The sequence below is a fragment of the Streptomyces sp. NPDC101237 genome (assembly GCF_044767465.1).
GTDB classification, from domain to species: Bacteria; Actinomycetota; Actinomycetes; order Streptomycetales; family Streptomycetaceae; genus Streptomyces; species Streptomyces gramineus.
In genome coordinates this window covers 75,524-93,974 of sequence record NZ_JBIWNY010000001.1, presented here as the reverse complement: position 1 = coordinate 93,974, position 18,451 = coordinate 75,524, and the positions used below count along the sequence as shown (strand labels likewise).

The window sequence follows — 18,451 nt, the reverse complement described above, 5'->3', positions numbered from 1 at the left end:
CCTTCTGGCATGCCTTGCGGAGGCCGAGCGGCGGCAGAACGGACCCGAACCCCCGAACGGCCACCGTGGCAAGGGATTTCCGCGAACGTCCGGCGGCGTACTCGTTCGCCCGCTAGCTTGCCAGGCATATCGGGGACGGTTTCCCGAACCGGTCCGCAGGGGTACGGAACCGGTGCGTCATGGCTAGGGGGGGACATGTCAGACATATCTGCGGCCATCGCTGCCCTGCTCGAAGCGCGATCGCGTCAACTGCCCGCCGTGGAACGGGAGACCGCGCGGTGGAAGACGCTCGGTGAGCACTTCGACGACCTGGAGGCGGCCCTCGCCGATCTCCGCACCCACACCTCGCTGGATCCCGAACTCGCCGCCTCGCTCACCTTCCCCCAGCTGCCGGAGATCCGGGCGGGGGCGGCCGAGGCCGCCGTCTCCTTCCAGGTGATCGCCTCACGTTTCACCCGGACCACGGTCAACCTCGGGGTGAGCGGCGCCGCGCGCATGGGCAAGAGCACGCTCCTGCAGTCGGTCTCGGGCCTGGACGACCGGCAGATCCCGACCGGTGACGGCATTCCCGTCACCGCTGTGCGGAGCCGGATCTTCCACTCGCCCACCGTGCGCCGGGCCGAGCTGGAGATGTACAGCCCGGCGGGCTTCCTCGCCGAGGTGATCGCCCCGCTGCACGCCGCTCTCTCCTATCCCGCGCCCCCGCGCTCCCTGGAGGAGTTCGCCACCTGGCGCTACCCGGAGTCCACGGACCAGACCCGCGCCCGCCTGCTCCTGACCCGGGTCCGTGACCTGCAGAGCGCACTGCCCTCCTACGAGCACCTGCTGACCGGCGGGGTGACGTCGGTGCCGCTGGAGGAGATCCGGCCCTACGTCGCGTATCCGACGGACGAGGAGATCAGGGCCGCCGGCCCCGGCGGGGTACGGCGCGCCTACGCCGCGGTGCGCGAGGCCCGGATCGAGTGCCCCTTCCCGCACGAGCACGTCGCCCGGATCGGCATCGTCGACCTGCCGGGTCTCGGCGAGGTCACCGCCGACGCCGAGGAGCGCCACGTGGACGGGCTCCGCAACGAGGTCGACGCGGTGCTGGTCGTCAAGCGCTCCTCCGACACGTCCTCCTTCTTCGACGAGACCGACGCCTCCGGCATGGCGCTCCTGGACAGGGTGCGCGGGTACGTGAGCAGCACCGGCGAGTTCGCCTACGTGGTGCACAACATCGACCCGGACAAGCCGCATCTCGCCGAGAACCTCCGCGGGGACCTGCTGCGCAACCTCAACGGCGGGGAGGCCGACCGCTTCTTCACCGTTCTCGAGACCGACGTGCGCGACCCGGAGCGCGTCGGCCGTGAGGTGCTGACTCCGCTGCTCAAGCGGCTGGCCGACGGACTGCCGGTGATGGACGCCGAGGTGCTGTCCGCCACCCGCGGCCGCGCCGGCGCGGTACGCGACCGGATCCGGCTGCAACTCGCGGACGTACGCCATGCGTTGACGCTGGTGGCGCGGCGCGCCGGAGTCCCGGAGGAGGTCAACGACGCCAAGGCCGCCCAGTTGCGCAGCGGAATCGCCAAGCGGCTGCGGCTGCTCGTCGCCGGCCTCGCCGCGGAGGCGAACGGCTCGGCCGACCCGGCCTACGCGCAGGCGGTCGAAAACGCCTACCAGGGCGTCCTGGACTGGATCGGCGACGGTTTCGGACGCGGCGCGGACGCCTGGCGGGAACTGGCCCTCACCCGCATGATCACCGAAGGCCACCCGGCGGACTTCGCCGGCCCCGAGTTCAACCGGATCCGAGTGGAGATCAGCCGCCGCTTCGCCGCACTCGACGACTTCTTCACCGAACGGCTCACCGACGCCTGGGACCGTACGGCGGCGGCCGTCGCCGCCGAGTGCGGCGCGCTGTTCGCCGAGCCGGCCCCCGGCACCGCCGGGACCGGCCGCGACCTCCTGCAGCGCCTCGCCGACCTGTTCGACGCGTCCTCCCAGCCGTGCCCGGACCTCGCGGCGGCGGTGCACAGCCTGCTGGACGTCCGCCTGGAGTACCGCACGTTGCTCTATCCCCGGGTGCGCCCCGACCTCGCCCCGCTGAACCTCCAGGTCACCCACCCCGACACCGGCGAGGAGATGCAGCAGGTGGCGGTGCCGCTGACCGAGGAGGGCGCCGAGGAGCTGTACGGCATCTTCAACGGACTCGCCGAACAGGCGGCGTTCCGGATCCAGAAGTCGCTCCTGCGGGAGGCGGCGGTTCCCGCGGCCGTGGTGCACGCGCTGGTGGAGCAGTTCGAGGACACGCTGATCCGGTCGGGCACCTCGCCGCAGGAGTTCCGCCGCTTCGTGCGCAGCTACCGCAACGACCTGTGGCCGGAGGAGTTCCGCGGCATCGACGAGGCCAACAGCCGCTTCGCGCGGGTGGTGAGGGTGACCGAGGGGATCGCGGCCCTCGCCGGGGAGGAGGAGGAACGGTGACCGACGCCGATCGCCCGGTGTTCGAGTACAAGATAGGTCTGCTGGCCCCGAGCCAGGTGGGCAAGAGCACGCTGATCGCCAGCCTGCTGTCGGAGGGACAGCGGATGCTGACCGGGGACACCACGGTCCAGCTGATCGCCGCCGACCGGCTCACCCGCAACCGGATCGCCATCGCCGACAACCTGGTCGCCGGCGCGCTCAAGGCCCGCGTGTTCCAGCCCCGGCTGATGCCCGGCACGAGCGACCCGTCGTGGTTCCGGCTGCTGCTGGAGCCGCGGGGCCGGGACCTGCCCATCCGCTTCGACATCCTCGACTATCCGGGCGGCTGGCTGGAGAGCGGCGGCGAGGGGCCCGAGCACGAGCAGAAGTGGAACGAGTGCGAGGCCTTCCTCGCCGACAGTTCGGTGCTCATCGTGCCGATCGACTCGGTGCTCCTGATGGAGGCCGGAGCCGAACACGCCCCCGTCCTCACCTCCCACCTCGCCGTGTTCCAGATCAAGCAGGTCGTGCTGCGGTGGGCCAAGAACCGCCGGGAGCGGGCCGGCGAGCCCGCCATGGTGATCTTCTGCCCGGTCAAATGCGAGACCTACCTCTCGGACAGCGGGAGCCTCCAGGACCACTCCGCCACTCTCAAGCACCAGGTCGTCGACCAGTTCAGCGAGGTACTGGAGACGATCAGGGAGGCGGCACCGCACGCGTCGGTCCGCTACCTGCCCATCGACACCTACGGGTGCGTGGAGCTCGTCTCGGCCCGCTGGGTCCCGCGCCCCGGCTCCCCGGGAGACGTGGAGATGGAACCGAAGTACCGGGTCCGGCCGCCCGGCACCATCACCAGGAAGGGGCTGGAGGACCTGATCAGCCTGCTCTGCCGCCAACTGGTCGACAGCGCGCGGATGCAGAGCGAGCAGGCCGCCGCCCAGTACCAGGCGACCGCCCGCTACTCCAGGGAGTACGCCGACCTGCGCGAGGGCTTCTTCCGCGACCTCTGGAACAGAGCCAGCGGGGAACGCGGCCGCCGCGAACGTGTCGCCGAGGCCGACCAGCAGCGCTACACGGAGGCCCAGGAGGTCACCAGGTCCCTCTTCGACGTCCTGGCCGCCCTGGCCGAGCGGCGCAGCGGACCCCGCCTGCACCACCTGAGCTGAACCGGCCGCCGAGGGTGAGGGACCCGCTGGTGCACATACATCTGCGTACGCGCTCGTTCGCGCATGACTACGCGTTCGTCAACTCCGCGCCGGGCAGCCGCTGGTGGGACGCGTTCGCGCACTGGACCGCCACCGAGCGGCCCTGCCTGCTCGCCGTCGCCGAGGACGGTGAGGATCACTGGCGGGTCCTGCTCAGCGGCATCCCGTCGGTCCGCACCGACTCCGGCGGCAGGCGCATCTACTACACCCTCGCCCTGGAGGGTGCCCACGACACCGGCGAGCAGGACGTCGCGGCCGTCCTGAGCCTGGCCTCCTGCCTGCTGGCCGACCTGGCGGAGGACCCGGACGGCCACGGGGTGCTGTCCGGGCTGCTCGACGGGATCTGCCCGGCCGCGGAGGCGGACCGCCTGCTCGCCGCCCCCTCCGGGTCCGCCACGGATCGCGAGGACCTCACCGCCCGGCTGCGCGCGGCGGTGGCGTCGCTGGAACCGGTCACCGGCGAGGTCCTGGCGACCGGCCGCGGCCACGGCGACCGGTGGATCGCGGGGAGGGCGGCCCGCGGCGCCGCCCCGGCCTTCCTGGCCCGCCTGTCGGCGCTGCTCTCGGGCAGGGAACACGGACAGGCGCACCTGCTCAACCTGGTCTCCGACGCGGAGGACGCGGACGGGGTGTCCCGGGGCCGGCTCGCGGTGCTCGTGGAGGGCGGCAAGGTCGGTGATCCGGCCATGCCCCTCGCAGACCTCCCGGAGCCCGAGGCGCCACCGGGGCCGCCCGCGCTCCCGGACCCCGCGGGGGGCCACCCAAAAGTCCGGTGGCGGACACCGATGGCTCGGGCATCGCTGGCCGCCTTGGTACTCCTGTCGCTGCTGACCGGGATTCTCTGGATCTCCGGGGTGCTTTCCTGACATCGGGCAGGACGTACAGGGGCACCGAGGAGCGGCGCGTCACCCTCCCGCTGCGCGGCCGTGACCTCTGCGTCCACGCCCTCCCGCAGTACGAGGTGGAGTGGCTCGTGGAGGGCAGCAGGCTGGAACTGCGCTGCGAGTTCCGGTCCACCGACGAGGAGAGCAGGCGGCCGGTCCTGGCCCGGCTGCGGGCCCGGCTGGCCGTCGCGTGGGATTCCGGCCTCCCGGTCCTCAAGTGGGTCGACCCGCCCGGGTTCGCGCTGGTCAGGGTCGAGGGCCTGGACCTCGCCGTGGCCCTGGACAGGGAGCGGGTCTTCGACGTGGTACGGGCCGTTCCCCGGGAGGACGGGAACTCGCTCCTCGTTGCGGACGGCTCCGGCCGCAGAGCCCGCGTCACGGACATCGTCACCAACATCAGGTCGGCGCTGAGGCACTTGTCCGCGCTGCGCGCCGCTCATCCGCCCGCGCGACCGCCCCTGCGATGAGGCCGGGCCCCCCGCCCGGTCCGTGCACCCGAAACCCGCGTGCGCCTGTCCGTCCCCACCTGGCAGGATCCGGCCATGCCCCTCGCAGACGTGTCGCCCGGAGTGTCCCTCGCCTACGAAGCCTTCGGCGACCCCGGAGATCCGCCGGTGCTGCTCGTGACGGGCTTCGGTGCCCAGATGATCGCCTGGCACGAGGACTTCTGCCGCGCGCTGGCCGACCGCGGCCGCTACGTCATCCGGTACGACAACCGTGACAGCGGCCTGTCCACGAAGTTCGACGCGCATCCGGTCGACATCGGCCGCTTCGTCGGCGCGGTGACCTCCGGAGACATCGCGGCCGCCCTCGCGATGATCCCTTACGGGCTGACGGACATGGCCGACGACGGCCTCGGCCTGCTCACCGCCCTCGGCATCGAACGCGCCCACGTGGTCGGCGCGTCGATGGGCGGGATGATCGCCCAGAGGATGGCCATCGCCCGGCCGGAACGGGTGCTGACGCTGACCTCCATGATGTCCTCGACCGGTGAGCGCGAGTACGGGCAGGCGACGCCCGAGGCGCAGGCCGTGCTGCTCAGCCCGAAGCCCCGGGACCGCGAGGGGTACATCGCCGCGGCGGAACGCGACCTGGCCTGGGCGTCCAAGCGCTACGGCGACCCCGTGGCCCTGCGGGAACTGGCGGCCGCCGGCTACGACCGCGCCTACTACCCGGCGGGGGTGGGGCGCCAGCTCGGCGCGATGATCCTCGGCGGTTCCCGCGCCGATGCGCTGCGCGAGCTCCAGGTCCCGACGCTGGTGATCCACGGCCTGGACGACACGCTGATCGACGTCAGCGGAGGCCGGCGCACCGCGGACCTGGTGCCGGGCGCCGAACTCCTCCTCGTCGCGGACATGGGCCACGACCGCCCGCGCGAACTGTGGCCCGAGATCATCGGCGCCGTGGCGGCCCACACCGGGTGAGGCCGCCCGGCGCCGAAGGTCCGGACCGGAGCGGCTACCGTGCCGTGACCGGGGCCACGTTGTGGCCCTCGACCCGCAGGCCCGGCCGTGCGACCGCCGTACCGGCCGGCCACGAGGCGGTGACGGTCCGCGACTCGCCGGGCAGCAGCCACAGGTAGTTGTCGCTGTAGAGCGTCGGCAGGACGCGCTGCCCTGAGCGGGTGTCGCGGAGCGAGACACGGAGCATGGCCGCGACCGACGAACCACGGTTGGTCACCCGGGCGGTCAGCGTGCGCCGCCGGGTCCCCGGATCCCGGGCCGAGCCGGTGACGTCCACCGAGACCCTGGTCCGGGACATCCGGTCCAGGGCCCGCATGTCCTCGGGAGCGCGGTACCGCCAGTAGGTGTTCTCCGACAGCAGCCTGTTCCGGGCGTCCGTCAGCCGCAGCCGCAGCAGGTGGAGGTCGGGCAGCCCCTCGTCATCGAGCGTGAACGCGGTCGCGGCCGCGGACGGCGCGAGGTCGACGTCCGCCCGCTGTCCGGCGCTCACTTGACGGCCGGTCAGGTCGTAGCGGCGTGCCACGACCGTGGCACCGGAGATCCGCCGCGCGGTGTGGTTGACGGCGATCACCCGGCCGTCGACGGGACTGGCCTGCACGTGGACGGGTTCGGCGGCCTTGCGGGCGCCGTAGTAGGCGCCGTTGACGTCGAAGTCGTAGTCGTACGTCTGCCAGACCGTGCTGTACCAGGCAGGATGCGACATCCACAGCATCAGGCCGCTCGCGTCTTCCCAGAGCCGGTCGTTCCAGGCCTCGAACATGGCCCGGAAGTTCTCGTAGTTGACGAACTGCGCCTTGCGGCAGAAGTCGTCCAGGCCGGTCGCCGCGCCCAGCCGGGTCTCGATGGCGGCGCGGTAGTTCTGCGGAGCCTGGTTCCCCCTGGTGCTCCAGTCGTGGTAGTACCAGGCGCCGCCGACGGGCCACTCCGGCTCGTCGCCGACGAGTGCCCGCATCGTCTCCGCGGTGGACACCACCGGCATGCCGATCTCCGTGTGGAAGCCGAACGTGCCGCCGCCGTAGGTCGCGGGGGAGTAGTAGCGCTCCGGCTCGACCCAGCCGTAGGGGCCGCCGCCGGAGACGATCCCGGCCGCGGAGTTGTTCTGGTAGAGCACGGCCGGCGCCTCGTCCCGGACCGCGGCCCGCATGCCGTCGTCCACCGGTCCCGGCGGGTCGCCCTCGTTGGCGCCGCACCACACGGCCACGCTCGGGTGGATGCGGTAGCGCCGTACGGTGTCGGTCACCTGGTCGAGGAAGAGCCGGTGGTCCGGCGGATCCATGCCCCAGGCGTTGGGGAAGTCGTTCCACACCAGCAGGCCGTGCTCGTCGCAGCTGGCGTAGAACTCCTCGCGGTCGGAGCAGCCGACCCAGTTCCGGATCATGGTGAAGTTCATGTCGCGGTGCATCCGCACGGCCGCGTCCATGCGGTCGGCGGGCATCCGCCGCAGCAGTTCGTCCCAGCCCCAGTTGCCGCCGCGGCAGAACACCCCGACGCCGTTGACGCTGATCTTCAGCGGCACCGTGGAGTTGTCGACGGACTCGGCGTCCCGCCAGTCGCCGCCGTCGTCGGAGACCTGGACCGTGAACGTCTTCGCGTAGGCCTGCTCCCACAGCAGCAGCACCCGGTCGAACCGCACCCGCGAGCCCAGGTCGACCTGGATCCACTGGTCGTCCGCGTAGGCCGAGGACCACCGGGTGTCGGGATTCCCGTCGACCGCCTGGGAGGCGTGCGTCCCGTCGCTCTCGGAGGACGCGGTGGCCTCCTTGCGCAGCGCGAGATCGGTGCCCGGCGAGGCGCTGTCCACCACCGACAGGCTCCACAGCGAGGAACCCCAACTGGTCGCCCGGGTACGGCAGAACACCCGCACGTACCGGGCGGTCGCGGCGGCCAGCTCGACGGTCTGCAGGCTCGCCGCGCCGGACGTACGGAACGGCAGCGGCACCGCCGTGTTGTCGACGTCGCGCACGTCGGTCCAGTCGCTGCCGTCGTCGGAGACCTGGACGGTGTACGTCCTCGCGTACGCCCGCTCCCAGGTGAGCACCACCCGGTCGAACGCCACCTGTGACCCGAGGTCGACCCGGATCCACTGGTCGTCCTCGAAGGCGGAGGACCAACGGGTGGCCGCGTCACCGTCGGTGGCGTTGCCCGGACCGTTGCCGGGGTCGTCGACGGAGGACGCGGTGGCCTCCCTGTGCAGGGCCAGGTCGTTGGTCGGCACGGAGGCGTCCAGCACGGACAGGTTCCACAGGGACGAGCCCCACTCCGTCGCCCGGGTGCGGCACAGGACGCGCACGTACCGGGCCGTCCGGCGGGTGAAGTCCACGGTCTGGGCGTAGGCGTCGCTGCCCGACTGGAAGGTCAGCGGCACCTCGTAGGCGTAGCCGAACTGGCGCATCCCGAAGCGGGTGGTGCGCCGGTCGCTCTCCACGCCGTCCAGGGACGCGGTGAGCGTGAGCGTGTGCAGGGCCGGCTCGCCGTAGCCGTTCGGCCACCACAGCGCCGGGTTCCGCAGCCGGAGTCGCGCGTACTCGTCCGGGGTGAAGACGACGTCGGCGGCGCCGCCGGCCGCCACGGTGACCGTCCGCGTCACCCGTACCTTCCCGAAGGCCGCCGCGACGGTGATCCGTGCCTCGCCGGTGCCCGCGTTGCGCACGGGGACCACCACGGTCAGCTCCGCCGTGCCGGTGTCCGGCAGGTCGGGCAGCACGGTGTCCACCCGCGGGTCGCCGAGGACCGCCGCACCGGTGGAGCGCAGCCGAACGTGGTTCCAGATGCCGGCCGCCCGGTCCCGTACCGCCGGCATCCAGTCCCACCCCGAGGAGGCCAGGTAGGTGGGCGAGTTGCGGTTCATCATGTTCGCGCCCGCGTCCACGAACGCCAGCCCGGCCGGGCCCTTGTCGGCGGGGCTGCCGGGGAACGGCATCGGGGCGATCCGCACCGCGAGCGCCTGCTCGCCGTCGCCGAGCAGGCGGGTGACGTCGTAGGCGGCGCGGGCGAAGGGCGAGGTGAAGTCGCCGACGCGGGTGCCGTTGAGCCAGACCTCGGCCGTGTGGTTGATCCCGTCGAACTCCAGCCAGACGTGCCGGCCCGAGCCGGTGCGCAGGCCCGCGGGGAGCCGGAACTCGCGCCGGTACCACCAGGAGTGCCGGGAGAGCGCCTCCGGGACGTGCAGGTTGCCGAAGCCGGCCACCGGGTCGGGGAGCCGCCCCTGTTCCACCAGCGAGCCCAGCACGGTGCCGGGGACCGTGGCCGGCAGCCAGCGGCCGGTGTCGACCGAGGGTCTGGACAGCGCCGCGCCGTCGCCGCCCGCCCGGTCGTCCATCGTCAGGTCCCACCCGGACTCCAGCGCCACCGTGCCGTCCGCGGCGATCCGCAGGGGTTCGGGGGTGCGGTGGCGGGACTCCCAGTCCGTCCAGCCGGTGAACTCGGGGCGCGGGGTGCGGCAGGTGCCGTACACCTGGAAGCCGTTGAGGCCGAGCGGGTTGGCGTTGGAGCGCTTGTGGACCGTCATGCGCACCCACCGGGCGGTGGCCGGCTCGCTCAGGGTGATCTCCACGACCCCGCCGGTACCGGACTCGGTGCGGTACACGCTGGTCCAGGACCGGTGGTCGGTGGAGGTCTCCACGACGAAGCCGACCGCGCAACTCGACAGGATCTCCTGCCCGGTGGTGTTGTCCCGCGGACTGCCGGTCGGCGAGTCGGTGAACGGCGGGTCGTCCGCGGTCGCCTCGAAGACCAGCCGCAGCGACTCCACCCGGCACGGCGCCTGGAGGTCGACGGAGATCCACTGCGGATCACCGGCCGCGGCCCGCCACCCGCTGCCCCGGACGCCGACGGTGTCCAGACCGTCCACGGCGAACTCCGCGGGCGTGGGCGCGTAGTCGGTGGAGGAGACCGACACCGGCCTGAAGGCGGCGAGTTCGGACCGCGATCCACCGACGAGCGGCTGTCCGGATACCGCCGTGGCGGTGGTCGCGAGCGGGCCGGCACCGAGCCCGAAGCCCGCCAGCAGCGTGGTGCCCGCCGAGAGAACGGCGCGGCGGGAGGACGAGGTTGACTGATCCGACATGGACGAGCGCTCCGATCGGGTGAGTTCGAGGAACGGCACAGCCGGGGACACCAGATGATGACAACGTTGCCAGTGCGCATGACAACGTTGCCGAACACTGCCTCTCGGTGCTGACCCTGTCAAGGTTTCGCGTGCACGCCTCGGCGGGCTTCTATTAAATTAGTAATTAATCTTGACAGTGTTTCGGCCACGGGCCACAGTCGTCGCCGTGACGTCGTCGGCCTCTGCCGCGGAGCGGCCCGCGTCACGTCCTCCTGCTTCCCAATCCCCGGGAGAGGCACGTGACTTTGCACCCGCCCGTATCGACCGGCCCCAGGCGCCACCGGTTCGTCCGGCCGGCCCTCACGGCCGCGACCGCGGCCGTCCTGGCCGCCACCATGACCCCCGACGCCGTCGCCGGGACGGCCGTCGACCACGGCGCGCCCGCGTACTACGACAGCGGCCTCGCGCCGACTCCCTACATGGGATGGAACACCTACTACGGGCTGGGCGCGCCCACCGAGAAGGAGGTGCGCTCGGTCGCCGACCGCCTGGTCAGCAGCGGTCTGCGCGACAGCGGATACGACATCGTGTGGCTGGACGGCGGCTGGCAGGCCGACAACCCCCGAGACGCACAAGGCCACTTGGTCGCCAACCCGGACCGCTTCCCGTCCGGCATCCCGGCCCTCGTCTCCTACCTGCACAAGCGCGGCCTGCGGGCCGGCATCTACACCGACGGCGGCACCTACGACGGCGGCAAGAGCTGCGGCCTCGGCAGCCGCGGCCACTACGCCGAGGACGCACGGCAGTTCGCGGACTGGAAGATCGACGCCATCAAGGTCGACTTCCTCTGCGGGATCGGCGCCGGGCTCGATCCGGGCCCCGCCTACAAGGAGTTCAGCGACGCGGTCGCCACGTCCGGCCGCAGGATGCTGCTGAACCTCTGCAACCCGCTCACCGACGACTGGGGCCTGCCGCACACCCCCGAGCAGGACGCCCACAACACCTACGTCTACGCCCCGGCGATCGCCGACTCCTGGCGCACCGGCACCGACATCGCCTGGGGAACCCCGAGCCCCGGCGAGTGGCCCAACATCCTGCGCAACATGGACGCCAACGCCTGGCACCCCGAGGCGCAGGGCCCCGGCCACTACAACGACCCGGACTACCTCATCCCGATGCGGAGGATGACCGACGGGTCGTACGAGCTGACGCAGGAGGAGTCCACCAGCCAGTTCGTGATGTGGGCCGAGATGGGCTCCCCGCTGGTGCTGGGCTCCGACCCGCGCACGCTGTCCGACTCGATGCTCGCCACCCTGCGCAACCCGGAGATCATCGCCGTGGACCAGGACCCTTTGGCCGTCCAGGGCGTGCGGGTCGCCACCGACTCCGTCGGCGACGTCTACAGCAAGGTGCTCCAGGGCCGCGGACAGCGCGCGGTCGTCCTGCTCAACCGGTCCGACCAGAGCGCCGAGCGCACCGTCACGTTCTCCGACACCGGCCTCGGCGGCCCGGTGCGCGTCCGTGACCTGCGGGCCCGCACCGACCGGGGCACGCACACCGGGTCGTACACCGTCGAGGTGCCCGCGCACGGCACCGCGTTCCTGAAGCTCACCGGCACCGACACCCCGCCCGGCACCGACCTCGGCGTGACCGCCACGGCCGGCCCGGCCGTGACGAGCGGCGGCACCGCGTTCTTCCGCGGACCGCACGGCACGCTCGTCGAGAAGACGGACGGCGGCACCCGGGACCTCGGCGGCCCGGTCCGGGGCGGCGTCCTCGGCCAGCCCGCCGTGTACAGCTCCGCCGACGGCCGCACCGACGTCTTCGTGCGCGGCGCCGACTCCCGCGCCTACCGGCGGGTCCGGGCCGACGGCCGCTGGGGCCCCTGGCAGTCCCTGGGCGGCCGGTTGACCGACGCGCCGACCGTCGCCTTCACCGACCCCGCGCACTGGACCCTGTTCGCCACCGGCGCCGACGGCACGGTCGTCCAGCGCGGGCCGTCCTCCGGCTGGACCTCGCTCGGCGCGCCCGGCGGCCGGCCGGTGTACGGCCGTCCGTCCGCCGCCGTCGACACGCGGGGCGTCGTCCACGTCGCCGTGCGCGGCGCGGCGGACGACGTGTGGACCCGCACCCGGGACACCGCCGGGCAGTGGTCCGACTGGACCTCCCTGGGCGGAACCGTCAGCGGCAGCCCGACCCTGGTCGCGGTCGGCGACGCGGTGCTGCTGTACGCGCGGGCCGCCGACTACACGCTCTGGCAGCAGCGGTACGCCGACGGCGCCTGGCAGGGCTGGAGCAAACGGCAGGAGTTCCCGAGCGCGGCGTTCGACGGCGCGCTCGGCGCGGCCGCCGGCCCGGAAGGCGACGTCGACGCGGTGTTCCGCGGAGTCGACGGCCACGTGTACCGCACCCGACTCAAGTGACTGAGGAAACGACCATGACCGACCACCAGCCCAGCCGACGCCGGTTCCTCGCCGGACTCGGGGCCGCCGGGACCGCGGCCCTGCTCAGCGGCTGCGTCACCGACACCTCCTCCGCCAAGGGCTCCTCGAAGGGCGCGGTGACCCTCCAGTCCAACCTGTCCGCCCCGCAGGCCAAGACCGCGATGGAGGACCTGGTCGCGGCCTACGCGAAGAAGGGATCCGGCAAGGCCGGCCTCAACACGGTCGCCGCCGAGACCTTCCGCACCCAGCTGCCGACCTACCTCACCTCGGCCAACCCGCCGGACGTGTACACCTGGTACCCCGGCTCGGTCGCGGACGCCTACGCGAAGAAGAACCTGCTGCTCGACCTCGACGAGGTGTGGGCCTCCTCGCCCGACCTCAAGCGGTACTCCAAGGCGCTGCACACGCTGTGCACCGCGAGCTCCGGCAAGAAGGTGTTCGTGCCCAACACCTACTACTGGTGGGGCATGTTCTACCGGAAGTCCCAGTTCGCCAAGTGGGGCGTGAGCGAACCCACCAGCTGGGACGGCTTCCTCGACCTGTGCGACAAGCTCAAGAGCAAGGGCGTCGCCCCGATCGGACTCGGCGCCGGCGGCAACACGCCGTGGGTGGCGTCCGCCTGGTTCGACTACCTGGACATCCGGATCAACGGCGCCCAGTACCACCGCGAACTCCTCGCGGGCAAGCACCGGTTCGACGACCCCGAGGTGCGCAAGGTCTTCGACCGCTGGCGGGAGGTGCTGCCCTACTTCGACCCGAACGGCACCGCCCTCGCCTTCCAGGACGCCACCACCGCCCTGTTCAACGGCAAGACCGGCATGATGCTCATCGGGACCTTCTTCGCCGACTCGGCGCCCAGGAACGTCCTGGACGACATCGACTTCTTCCGCTTCCCCGTCATCGACTCCACGGTCCCGCTCGCCGAGGAGGCGCCCGTCGACGGCTACTTCGCCAGCGCCCGCACCGGCCGCGGTGACCAGGTCCGCGACCTGATGAGCTACCTCGCCACGGCCGAGGCCCAGGAGATCTACATCAAGGGCTCCTCCGGCACCGTGCTGCCCTGCAACCCGGACGCCAAGGACGCCGGCACCGCCCTCGTGAAGAAGGGCCGCGCGCACGTCGACGCGGCCGCCGAGATCACCCAGTTCTTCAACCGGGACTCCAGCGACGCCCTGCAGCCCACCGCGGACACGGCGCTGACCAAGTTCTTCGCCGAACCCAAGTCGATCGGAAGCATCCTGACCGGCTGGCAGCGGGACGCCGAGAAGATCTGGAACGCCTGAGATGGCCGTCCTGACCGCGCCCGGCCAGAAGTCCCCGGCCCGCCCGCCCGCCCGAACGCGGCGGGCGGGCCGGGGGCCCCGGCACACCCCGCCCCTGGTCCTCGCCTTCGTCCTGGTCCCGCTCCTGGCCGAGGCCGTGTGGGTCTTCTGGCCCGCCGTGCAGGGCTTCTACCTCGCCCTCACCAACTGGGACGGCGTCTCCCCGCCGCGGTTCGTCGGCCTGGACAACTTCCGCGAGATGGCCCACGACGACGTCTTCCGCAGCGCGGCCGGCCACACCGTGCTGTGGCTGGTCCTGTTCGGCGGCCTGTCCGCCGTCCTGGGGCTGGCCGCCGCGCTCTTCCTCCAGCAGGAGCGGCGCGGCATCGGCTTCTACCGGGCCGCGCTGTTCCTGCCCGTGGTCTTCTCCCTGGTCGCCACCGCCCTGGTCTGGCAGGCGATCTACCAGCCCGACGGCGTCCTCGATCAGGTGCTGCGGAGCGTGGGCCTCGGCAGCCTGCGGCACGCCTGGCTCGCCGACCAGGACACCGCCCTGTACGCCGTGATCGTGCCCGCGCTGTGGCGGCAGATCGGCTACGTCATGGTGCTGTACCTCGCCGGCCTCAAGGGCATCGACCCGGTGCTGTACGAAGCCGCCAAGGTCGACGGGGCGAGCGCCCTGCAGCGCTTCCGGCACGTGACCCTGCCCCAGCTGCGCAGCGTCAACGCCGTCGTGCTGTCCGTCATCGTCATCGACTCGCTGCGCTCCTTCGACGTCGTCTGGTCGCTCACCCGCGGCGGCCCCTACCACTCCTCCGAACTGCTGAGCACCTACATGTACTCGACCGCCTTCCAGTCGCTGCGCCTCGGCTACGGCTCCGCCCTGGCCGTCGTCATCTTCGTCCTCGCCTTCGGGGTCATCGCCTCCTACCTGGTGCGCGCCTTCCGGGAGGCCGACTGATGTCCGCCGACACGACGGCACTGCGCCGCAGGCGGGCCGCCACCGCCGGATTCCACCTGGGCGCCGGTGCGCTGGCCGCGCTGTGGCTGCTGCCCATCGTCCTGGTCGTGGTCACCAGCCTGCGCACCTTCGACGACATCGCCGCCCACGGGCTGGGCAGTTGGCCGCACTCCTTCACTCTCGGCAACTTCGGCCAGGCCTGGACCGACGGCGGCCAGCAGCGCGCGCTGATCAACAGCCTCCTCGTGACGATCCCCAGCGTCCTGGTGACGCTCGCCCTCGCCGCGATGGCCGCGTTCGCCCTCAGCCGCTACGAACTGCCCTTCCGGCGCTCCCTGCTGCTCCTGATGCTCGGCGGCAACCTGCTGCCCCCGCAGATCCTGCTCATCCCGGTGTCCAGACTCAGCGAGCTGATGGGCGTCTACGACACGCTGCCCGCCCTCATCGGCGTGCAGATCGGCTTCGGCGTCGGCTTCTACGTCTTCGTCCTGCACGGGTTCATGCGGTCCATCCCGGCCGAGATCCAGCAGGCCGCCGTCGTGGACGGTGCCGGGCCGTGGCAGATCTTCTGGCGGATCATCCTCCCGCTCACCCGCCCCGCCCTGGCCGCGCTCAGCGCCCTGTCCTTCACCTGGATCTTCAACGACCTGCTCTGGGCGATCACCGTCCTGCGCAGCGACTCCAAGATGCCGATCACCGCGGCCCTCATCGGCCTCCAGGGCCAGTACGTGTCCATGTGGAACGTGATCGCCGCCGGCTCGGTCATCGCCGCCGCGCCCACGGTCGCCGTGTTCCTCCGCTTCCAGCGTCACTTCGTGGCCGGACTCAACCTCGGAGCGGTCAAGTGACCCACCCCCGCTGGACCCTGCGCACGGAGCACACCTCCTACACCGTCCGCCTCTCCCCGGACGGCCCCTGGGCCGAACTCGACGCCTGGGGCCCGCTCGGCGTCGAGGACGGCCCCTCCGCTCTCGACTGGTCCCACCGCACCCACTTCATCACGCCCGCCGACGCGGCCCCGGCCGAGTACCTCCCCTACGGACTGCGGCCGTTCACCGGCTCCGAGCTGATCGCGGGCGACGAGCGCGGTGTGTGGTGGGAGTTCGACGGCGCGGAGCACACGGAGAGCACGCTGCGGCTGGCCTTCACCGACGGGAAGACCGGGCTGCGCACGGTCCTGTGCTACGAGACCGTGCCCGACACCGACGTGATCCTGCGCTGGACCGAGTTCACCGCCGACGGCGAACTGCGCCTGGAACGCCTCGACTCGGCCGCCGTGAACATCCCCGTCACCGGCGCGGCCCGGCTCACCTACCTGTGCGGGCAGTGGTCGCAGGAGTTCCAGCTCACCCATCTCGACCTGGAGCGCGGCACGTTCGCCATCGGCAGCCTGCAGGGCGCGCCGGGACACGCGTACGCGCCCTGGCTCGCCGTGCGCAGCGGCGACGCGGCCTACGGCATCGCGCTGGAGTGGCCCGGCAACTGGCACATCACGGCCGAGGCCGAACCCGGCGGCGCCGTACGGGTCCGCGCCGGCCGCGTCCCGCACGAGGGCGCCGTGCTGCTGGCCGCCGGGGAGACGCTCGCCACGCCCCGTCTCGCCTGCGCGTTCAGCCCGGACGGACTCGACGGCCTGTCCCGGGTCTGGCACCGCTACGAACGCCGGCTCACCGGCGACCGGCTGCACCGCACACGCAAGGTCCTCTACAACTCCTGGGAGGCCACCGGCTTCGACGTCGACGCGGCCGGACAGCTGGAACTGGCGAAGGCGGCGGCGGACATCGGCGCCGAGCTGTTCGTCGTGGACGACGGCTGGTTCACCGGCCGCGCCGACGACACCGGCGGGCTGGGCGACTGGTACCCGGACCCGGCCGCGTTCCCCGACGGCTTCGACCGGTTCGTCGCCGACGTCCGCGCCCTCGGCCTGGACTTCGGGCTGTGGGTCGAACCGGAGGCGGTCAGCCCCGGCAGCCGGCTCCACGCCGAACACCCGGAGTGGGTGTACCGCGTCGAGGGCCGCCCGTCCCGCCTGGTCCGCAACCAGCTGCTCCTGGACCTCGGCCGCACCGACGTCCAGGAGTTCGTCCTCGCCACCCTGGACCGCCTGCTCGGCGCGTACGGCATCGGCTACCTCAAGTGGGACATGAACCGCCCGCCCACCGAACGCGGCCGCCCCGGCGCCGGCCCCGCCGACCTGGACGCCGAGCACGTCGCCGGATACCTGCGCGTCCTCGACCACCTGCGCGCCGCCCACCCGGACGTCACCGTCGAGGGCTGCGCCGGCGGCGGCGGCCGCATCGAGCACGCCACCATCGCCCGCACCGACGTCGTCTGGCCCAGCGACAACACCGCACCCATGGACCGGCTGCGCGTCCAGCACGGCTTCCTGCACGCTCACGCCCCGCACGTGATGAGCTCCTGGGTCACCGACGCACCCGGGATCCTCGACCCACGGCCGCGCAGCCTCGCCTTCCGCTTCGTCAACGCCCTGTGCGGGGTCCTCGGCATCGGCGCCGACCTGCGCGCCTGGACGCCGGCCCAGCGCGCCGAGGCCGCCCGGTGGATCGCCCGCTACAAGGAGGTCCGGGACGTCGTCCACCTCGGCGAGGCCCGGCTGCTCGGCACCCCGGACGACACCAGCTGCGGAGTGCAGTACGACCACGGTGACCGCACCGTCGTCGCCGCGCTCTCCACCGGCCGCCTCGACGGCGCCCCGCTGCTCACCGGCCGCCCCGACCGCCTCCGGCTGCGCGGCCTCGACCCGGCCGCCCGCTACCGGGACACGGCGACCGGAGCCGAGTACGGCGGAGCCCATCTGCTCCACCACGGCCTGCCGTTCGCCTGGAGCGCCGACCACGATGCGGACCTGGTGGTGCTGACCCGCCGCCAGGACGCATATGTTTCCAGCAAGCTCACCCTCTAAGGAGCCCGATGGACCAGTCCGTACGACGGTACGGTGCCCGCTTCACCGGCCGTACCGCCGTGGTGACCGGTGCCGCCTCCGGCATCGGAGCCGCCACCGCCGAACGCCTCGCCCGCGAGGAGGCCGCCGTCGTCCTCGTCGACATCGCGGACGAACGCGGGCAGGCCGTGGTGGACGGGATCACCAAGGACGGCGGCCGGGCCCGCTACGTGCACGCCGACGTCGCCGCCGAGGACGCCTGGGACCTCGTCGTCACCGCCGCCCACGCCTTCGGCCCGGTCGACGTGCTCGTCAGCAACGCCTACACCGCCGACGTCCGCCCGGCCCACGAGATGACGGCCGAGTCCTGGCAGCGGCAGCTCGACGTCAACCTCACCGCGAGCTTCCTCGGCTTCAAGGCCGTCCTGCCCGACCTGAGGGCCGGACGCGGGGCCGTGGTGCTCACCTCGTCGGTGCACGCCCACGCCGGCATCCCCGGGCACCCCGCCTACGCGGCGGCCAAGGGCGCGCTGCTGTCGCTGTGCGGACAGCTCGCCGTCGAGTACGGGCCCGAGGTACGCGTCAACGCGGTGCTGCCCGGGCCGGTCCTGACCGGCGCCTGGGACCGGGTGCCGCCCGGGGAACGGGAGCGCAGCGTCGCGCAGACCGCCGCCCGCCGCTTCGGCACGCCCGAGGAGGTGGCCGCGGCCATCGCGTTCCTCAGCGCCGACGAGGCCTCCTTCATCACCGGAGCCCGGCTCGTGGTGGACGGCGGCTGGAGCGTCGTGAAGGACTCCGAGTGAGCGCCGCCGCACCACGCCGTGAACAGAAAGGCTGTACGAC

The 18,451-nt window shown here is 72.4% G+C and carries 12 protein-coding genes; 11 read left to right on the top strand and 1 reads right to left on the bottom strand.

Features of this window, described 5'->3' with window-relative positions:
* Window positions 1–195: 195 nt before the first annotated feature.
* The 5 genes from ACIRQ9_RS00390 (at window position 196) to ACIRQ9_RS00370 (ending at window position 5,952) form a co-directional block, all read left to right on the top strand.
* On the top strand, window positions 196–2,460 hold the full coding sequence (locus ACIRQ9_RS00390) for a hypothetical protein (RefSeq protein ID WP_404165596.1): 2,265 nt from the start codon (window positions 196–198) through the stop codon (window positions 2,458–2,460).
* Window positions 2,457–3,605, top strand: a complete 1,149-nt coding sequence (locus ACIRQ9_RS00385; RefSeq protein WP_404165594.1) for a hypothetical protein — start codon at window positions 2,457–2,459, stop codon at window positions 3,603–3,605. Before ACIRQ9_RS00390 ends, ACIRQ9_RS00385 begins: the two co-directional genes overlap by 4 nt.
* A 29-nt stretch (window positions 3,606–3,634) precedes the next feature.
* The gene (locus tag ACIRQ9_RS00380; protein WP_404165592.1) at window positions 3,635–4,510 is read left to right on the top strand and encodes a hypothetical protein; all 876 of its coding nucleotides are present in this window, start codon (window positions 3,635–3,637) and stop codon (window positions 4,508–4,510) included.
* Between the two features lie 107 nt (window positions 4,511–4,617).
* Window positions 4,618–4,995, top strand: coding sequence for a hypothetical protein (locus tag ACIRQ9_RS00375; protein WP_404165590.1), 378 nt, complete (start codon window positions 4,618–4,620; stop codon window positions 4,993–4,995).
* Between the two features lie 75 nt (window positions 4,996–5,070).
* Window positions 5,071–5,952 (top strand): alpha/beta fold hydrolase, encoded by an 882-nt coding sequence (locus tag ACIRQ9_RS00370; RefSeq protein WP_404165588.1) that lies wholly within the window; start codon window positions 5,071–5,073, stop codon window positions 5,950–5,952.
* Between the two features lie 34 nt (window positions 5,953–5,986).
* Here ACIRQ9_RS00370 and ACIRQ9_RS00365 read toward each other — a convergent pair whose 3' ends face one another.
* Window positions 5,987–10,057 carry a discoidin domain-containing protein gene (locus ACIRQ9_RS00365; RefSeq protein WP_404165586.1) on the bottom strand — a complete coding sequence of 1,357 codons (4,071 nt, stop codon included), beginning with the start codon at window positions 10,055–10,057 and terminating at the stop codon, window positions 5,987–5,989.
* A gap of 281 nt (window positions 10,058–10,338) precedes the next feature.
* Here ACIRQ9_RS00365 and ACIRQ9_RS00360 point away from each other — a divergent pair, with 281 nt between their 5' ends.
* Genes ACIRQ9_RS00360 through ACIRQ9_RS00335 form a run of 6 tightly spaced genes read left to right on the top strand, consistent with a single transcriptional unit; the run spans window position 10,339 to window position 18,411 of the window.
* Complete coding sequence (locus ACIRQ9_RS00360; protein ID WP_404165584.1) at window positions 10,339–12,462, top strand: glycoside hydrolase family 27 protein; 2,124 nt, start codon at window positions 10,339–10,341, stop codon at window positions 12,460–12,462.
* Between the two features lie 14 nt (window positions 12,463–12,476).
* Window positions 12,477–13,766: an ABC transporter substrate-binding protein gene (locus tag ACIRQ9_RS00355; RefSeq protein ID WP_404165583.1), complete on the top strand. Its 1,290-nt coding sequence runs from the start codon at window positions 12,477–12,479 to the stop codon at window positions 13,764–13,766.
* 1 nt (window position 13,767) lies between these two features.
* The gene (locus tag ACIRQ9_RS00350) at window positions 13,768–14,706 is read left to right on the top strand and encodes a carbohydrate ABC transporter permease (protein ID WP_404165581.1); all 939 of its coding nucleotides are present in this window, start codon (window positions 13,768–13,770) and stop codon (window positions 14,704–14,706) included.
* Window positions 14,706–15,554, top strand: a complete 849-nt coding sequence (locus ACIRQ9_RS00345; RefSeq protein ID WP_404165579.1) for a carbohydrate ABC transporter permease — start codon at window positions 14,706–14,708, stop codon at window positions 15,552–15,554. Before ACIRQ9_RS00350 ends, ACIRQ9_RS00345 begins: the two co-directional genes overlap by 1 nt.
* Window positions 15,551–17,629, top strand: a complete 2,079-nt coding sequence (locus ACIRQ9_RS00340; RefSeq protein WP_404165577.1) for an alpha-galactosidase — start codon at window positions 15,551–15,553, stop codon at window positions 17,627–17,629. Before ACIRQ9_RS00345 ends, ACIRQ9_RS00340 begins: the two co-directional genes overlap by 4 nt.
* Before the next feature lie 8 nt (window positions 17,630–17,637).
* Window positions 17,638–18,411 carry an SDR family NAD(P)-dependent oxidoreductase gene (locus tag ACIRQ9_RS00335; RefSeq protein WP_404165575.1) on the top strand — a complete coding sequence of 258 codons (774 nt, stop codon included), beginning with the start codon at window positions 17,638–17,640 and terminating at the stop codon, window positions 18,409–18,411.
* The last annotated feature ends 40 nt before the right edge of the window (window positions 18,412–18,451 follow it).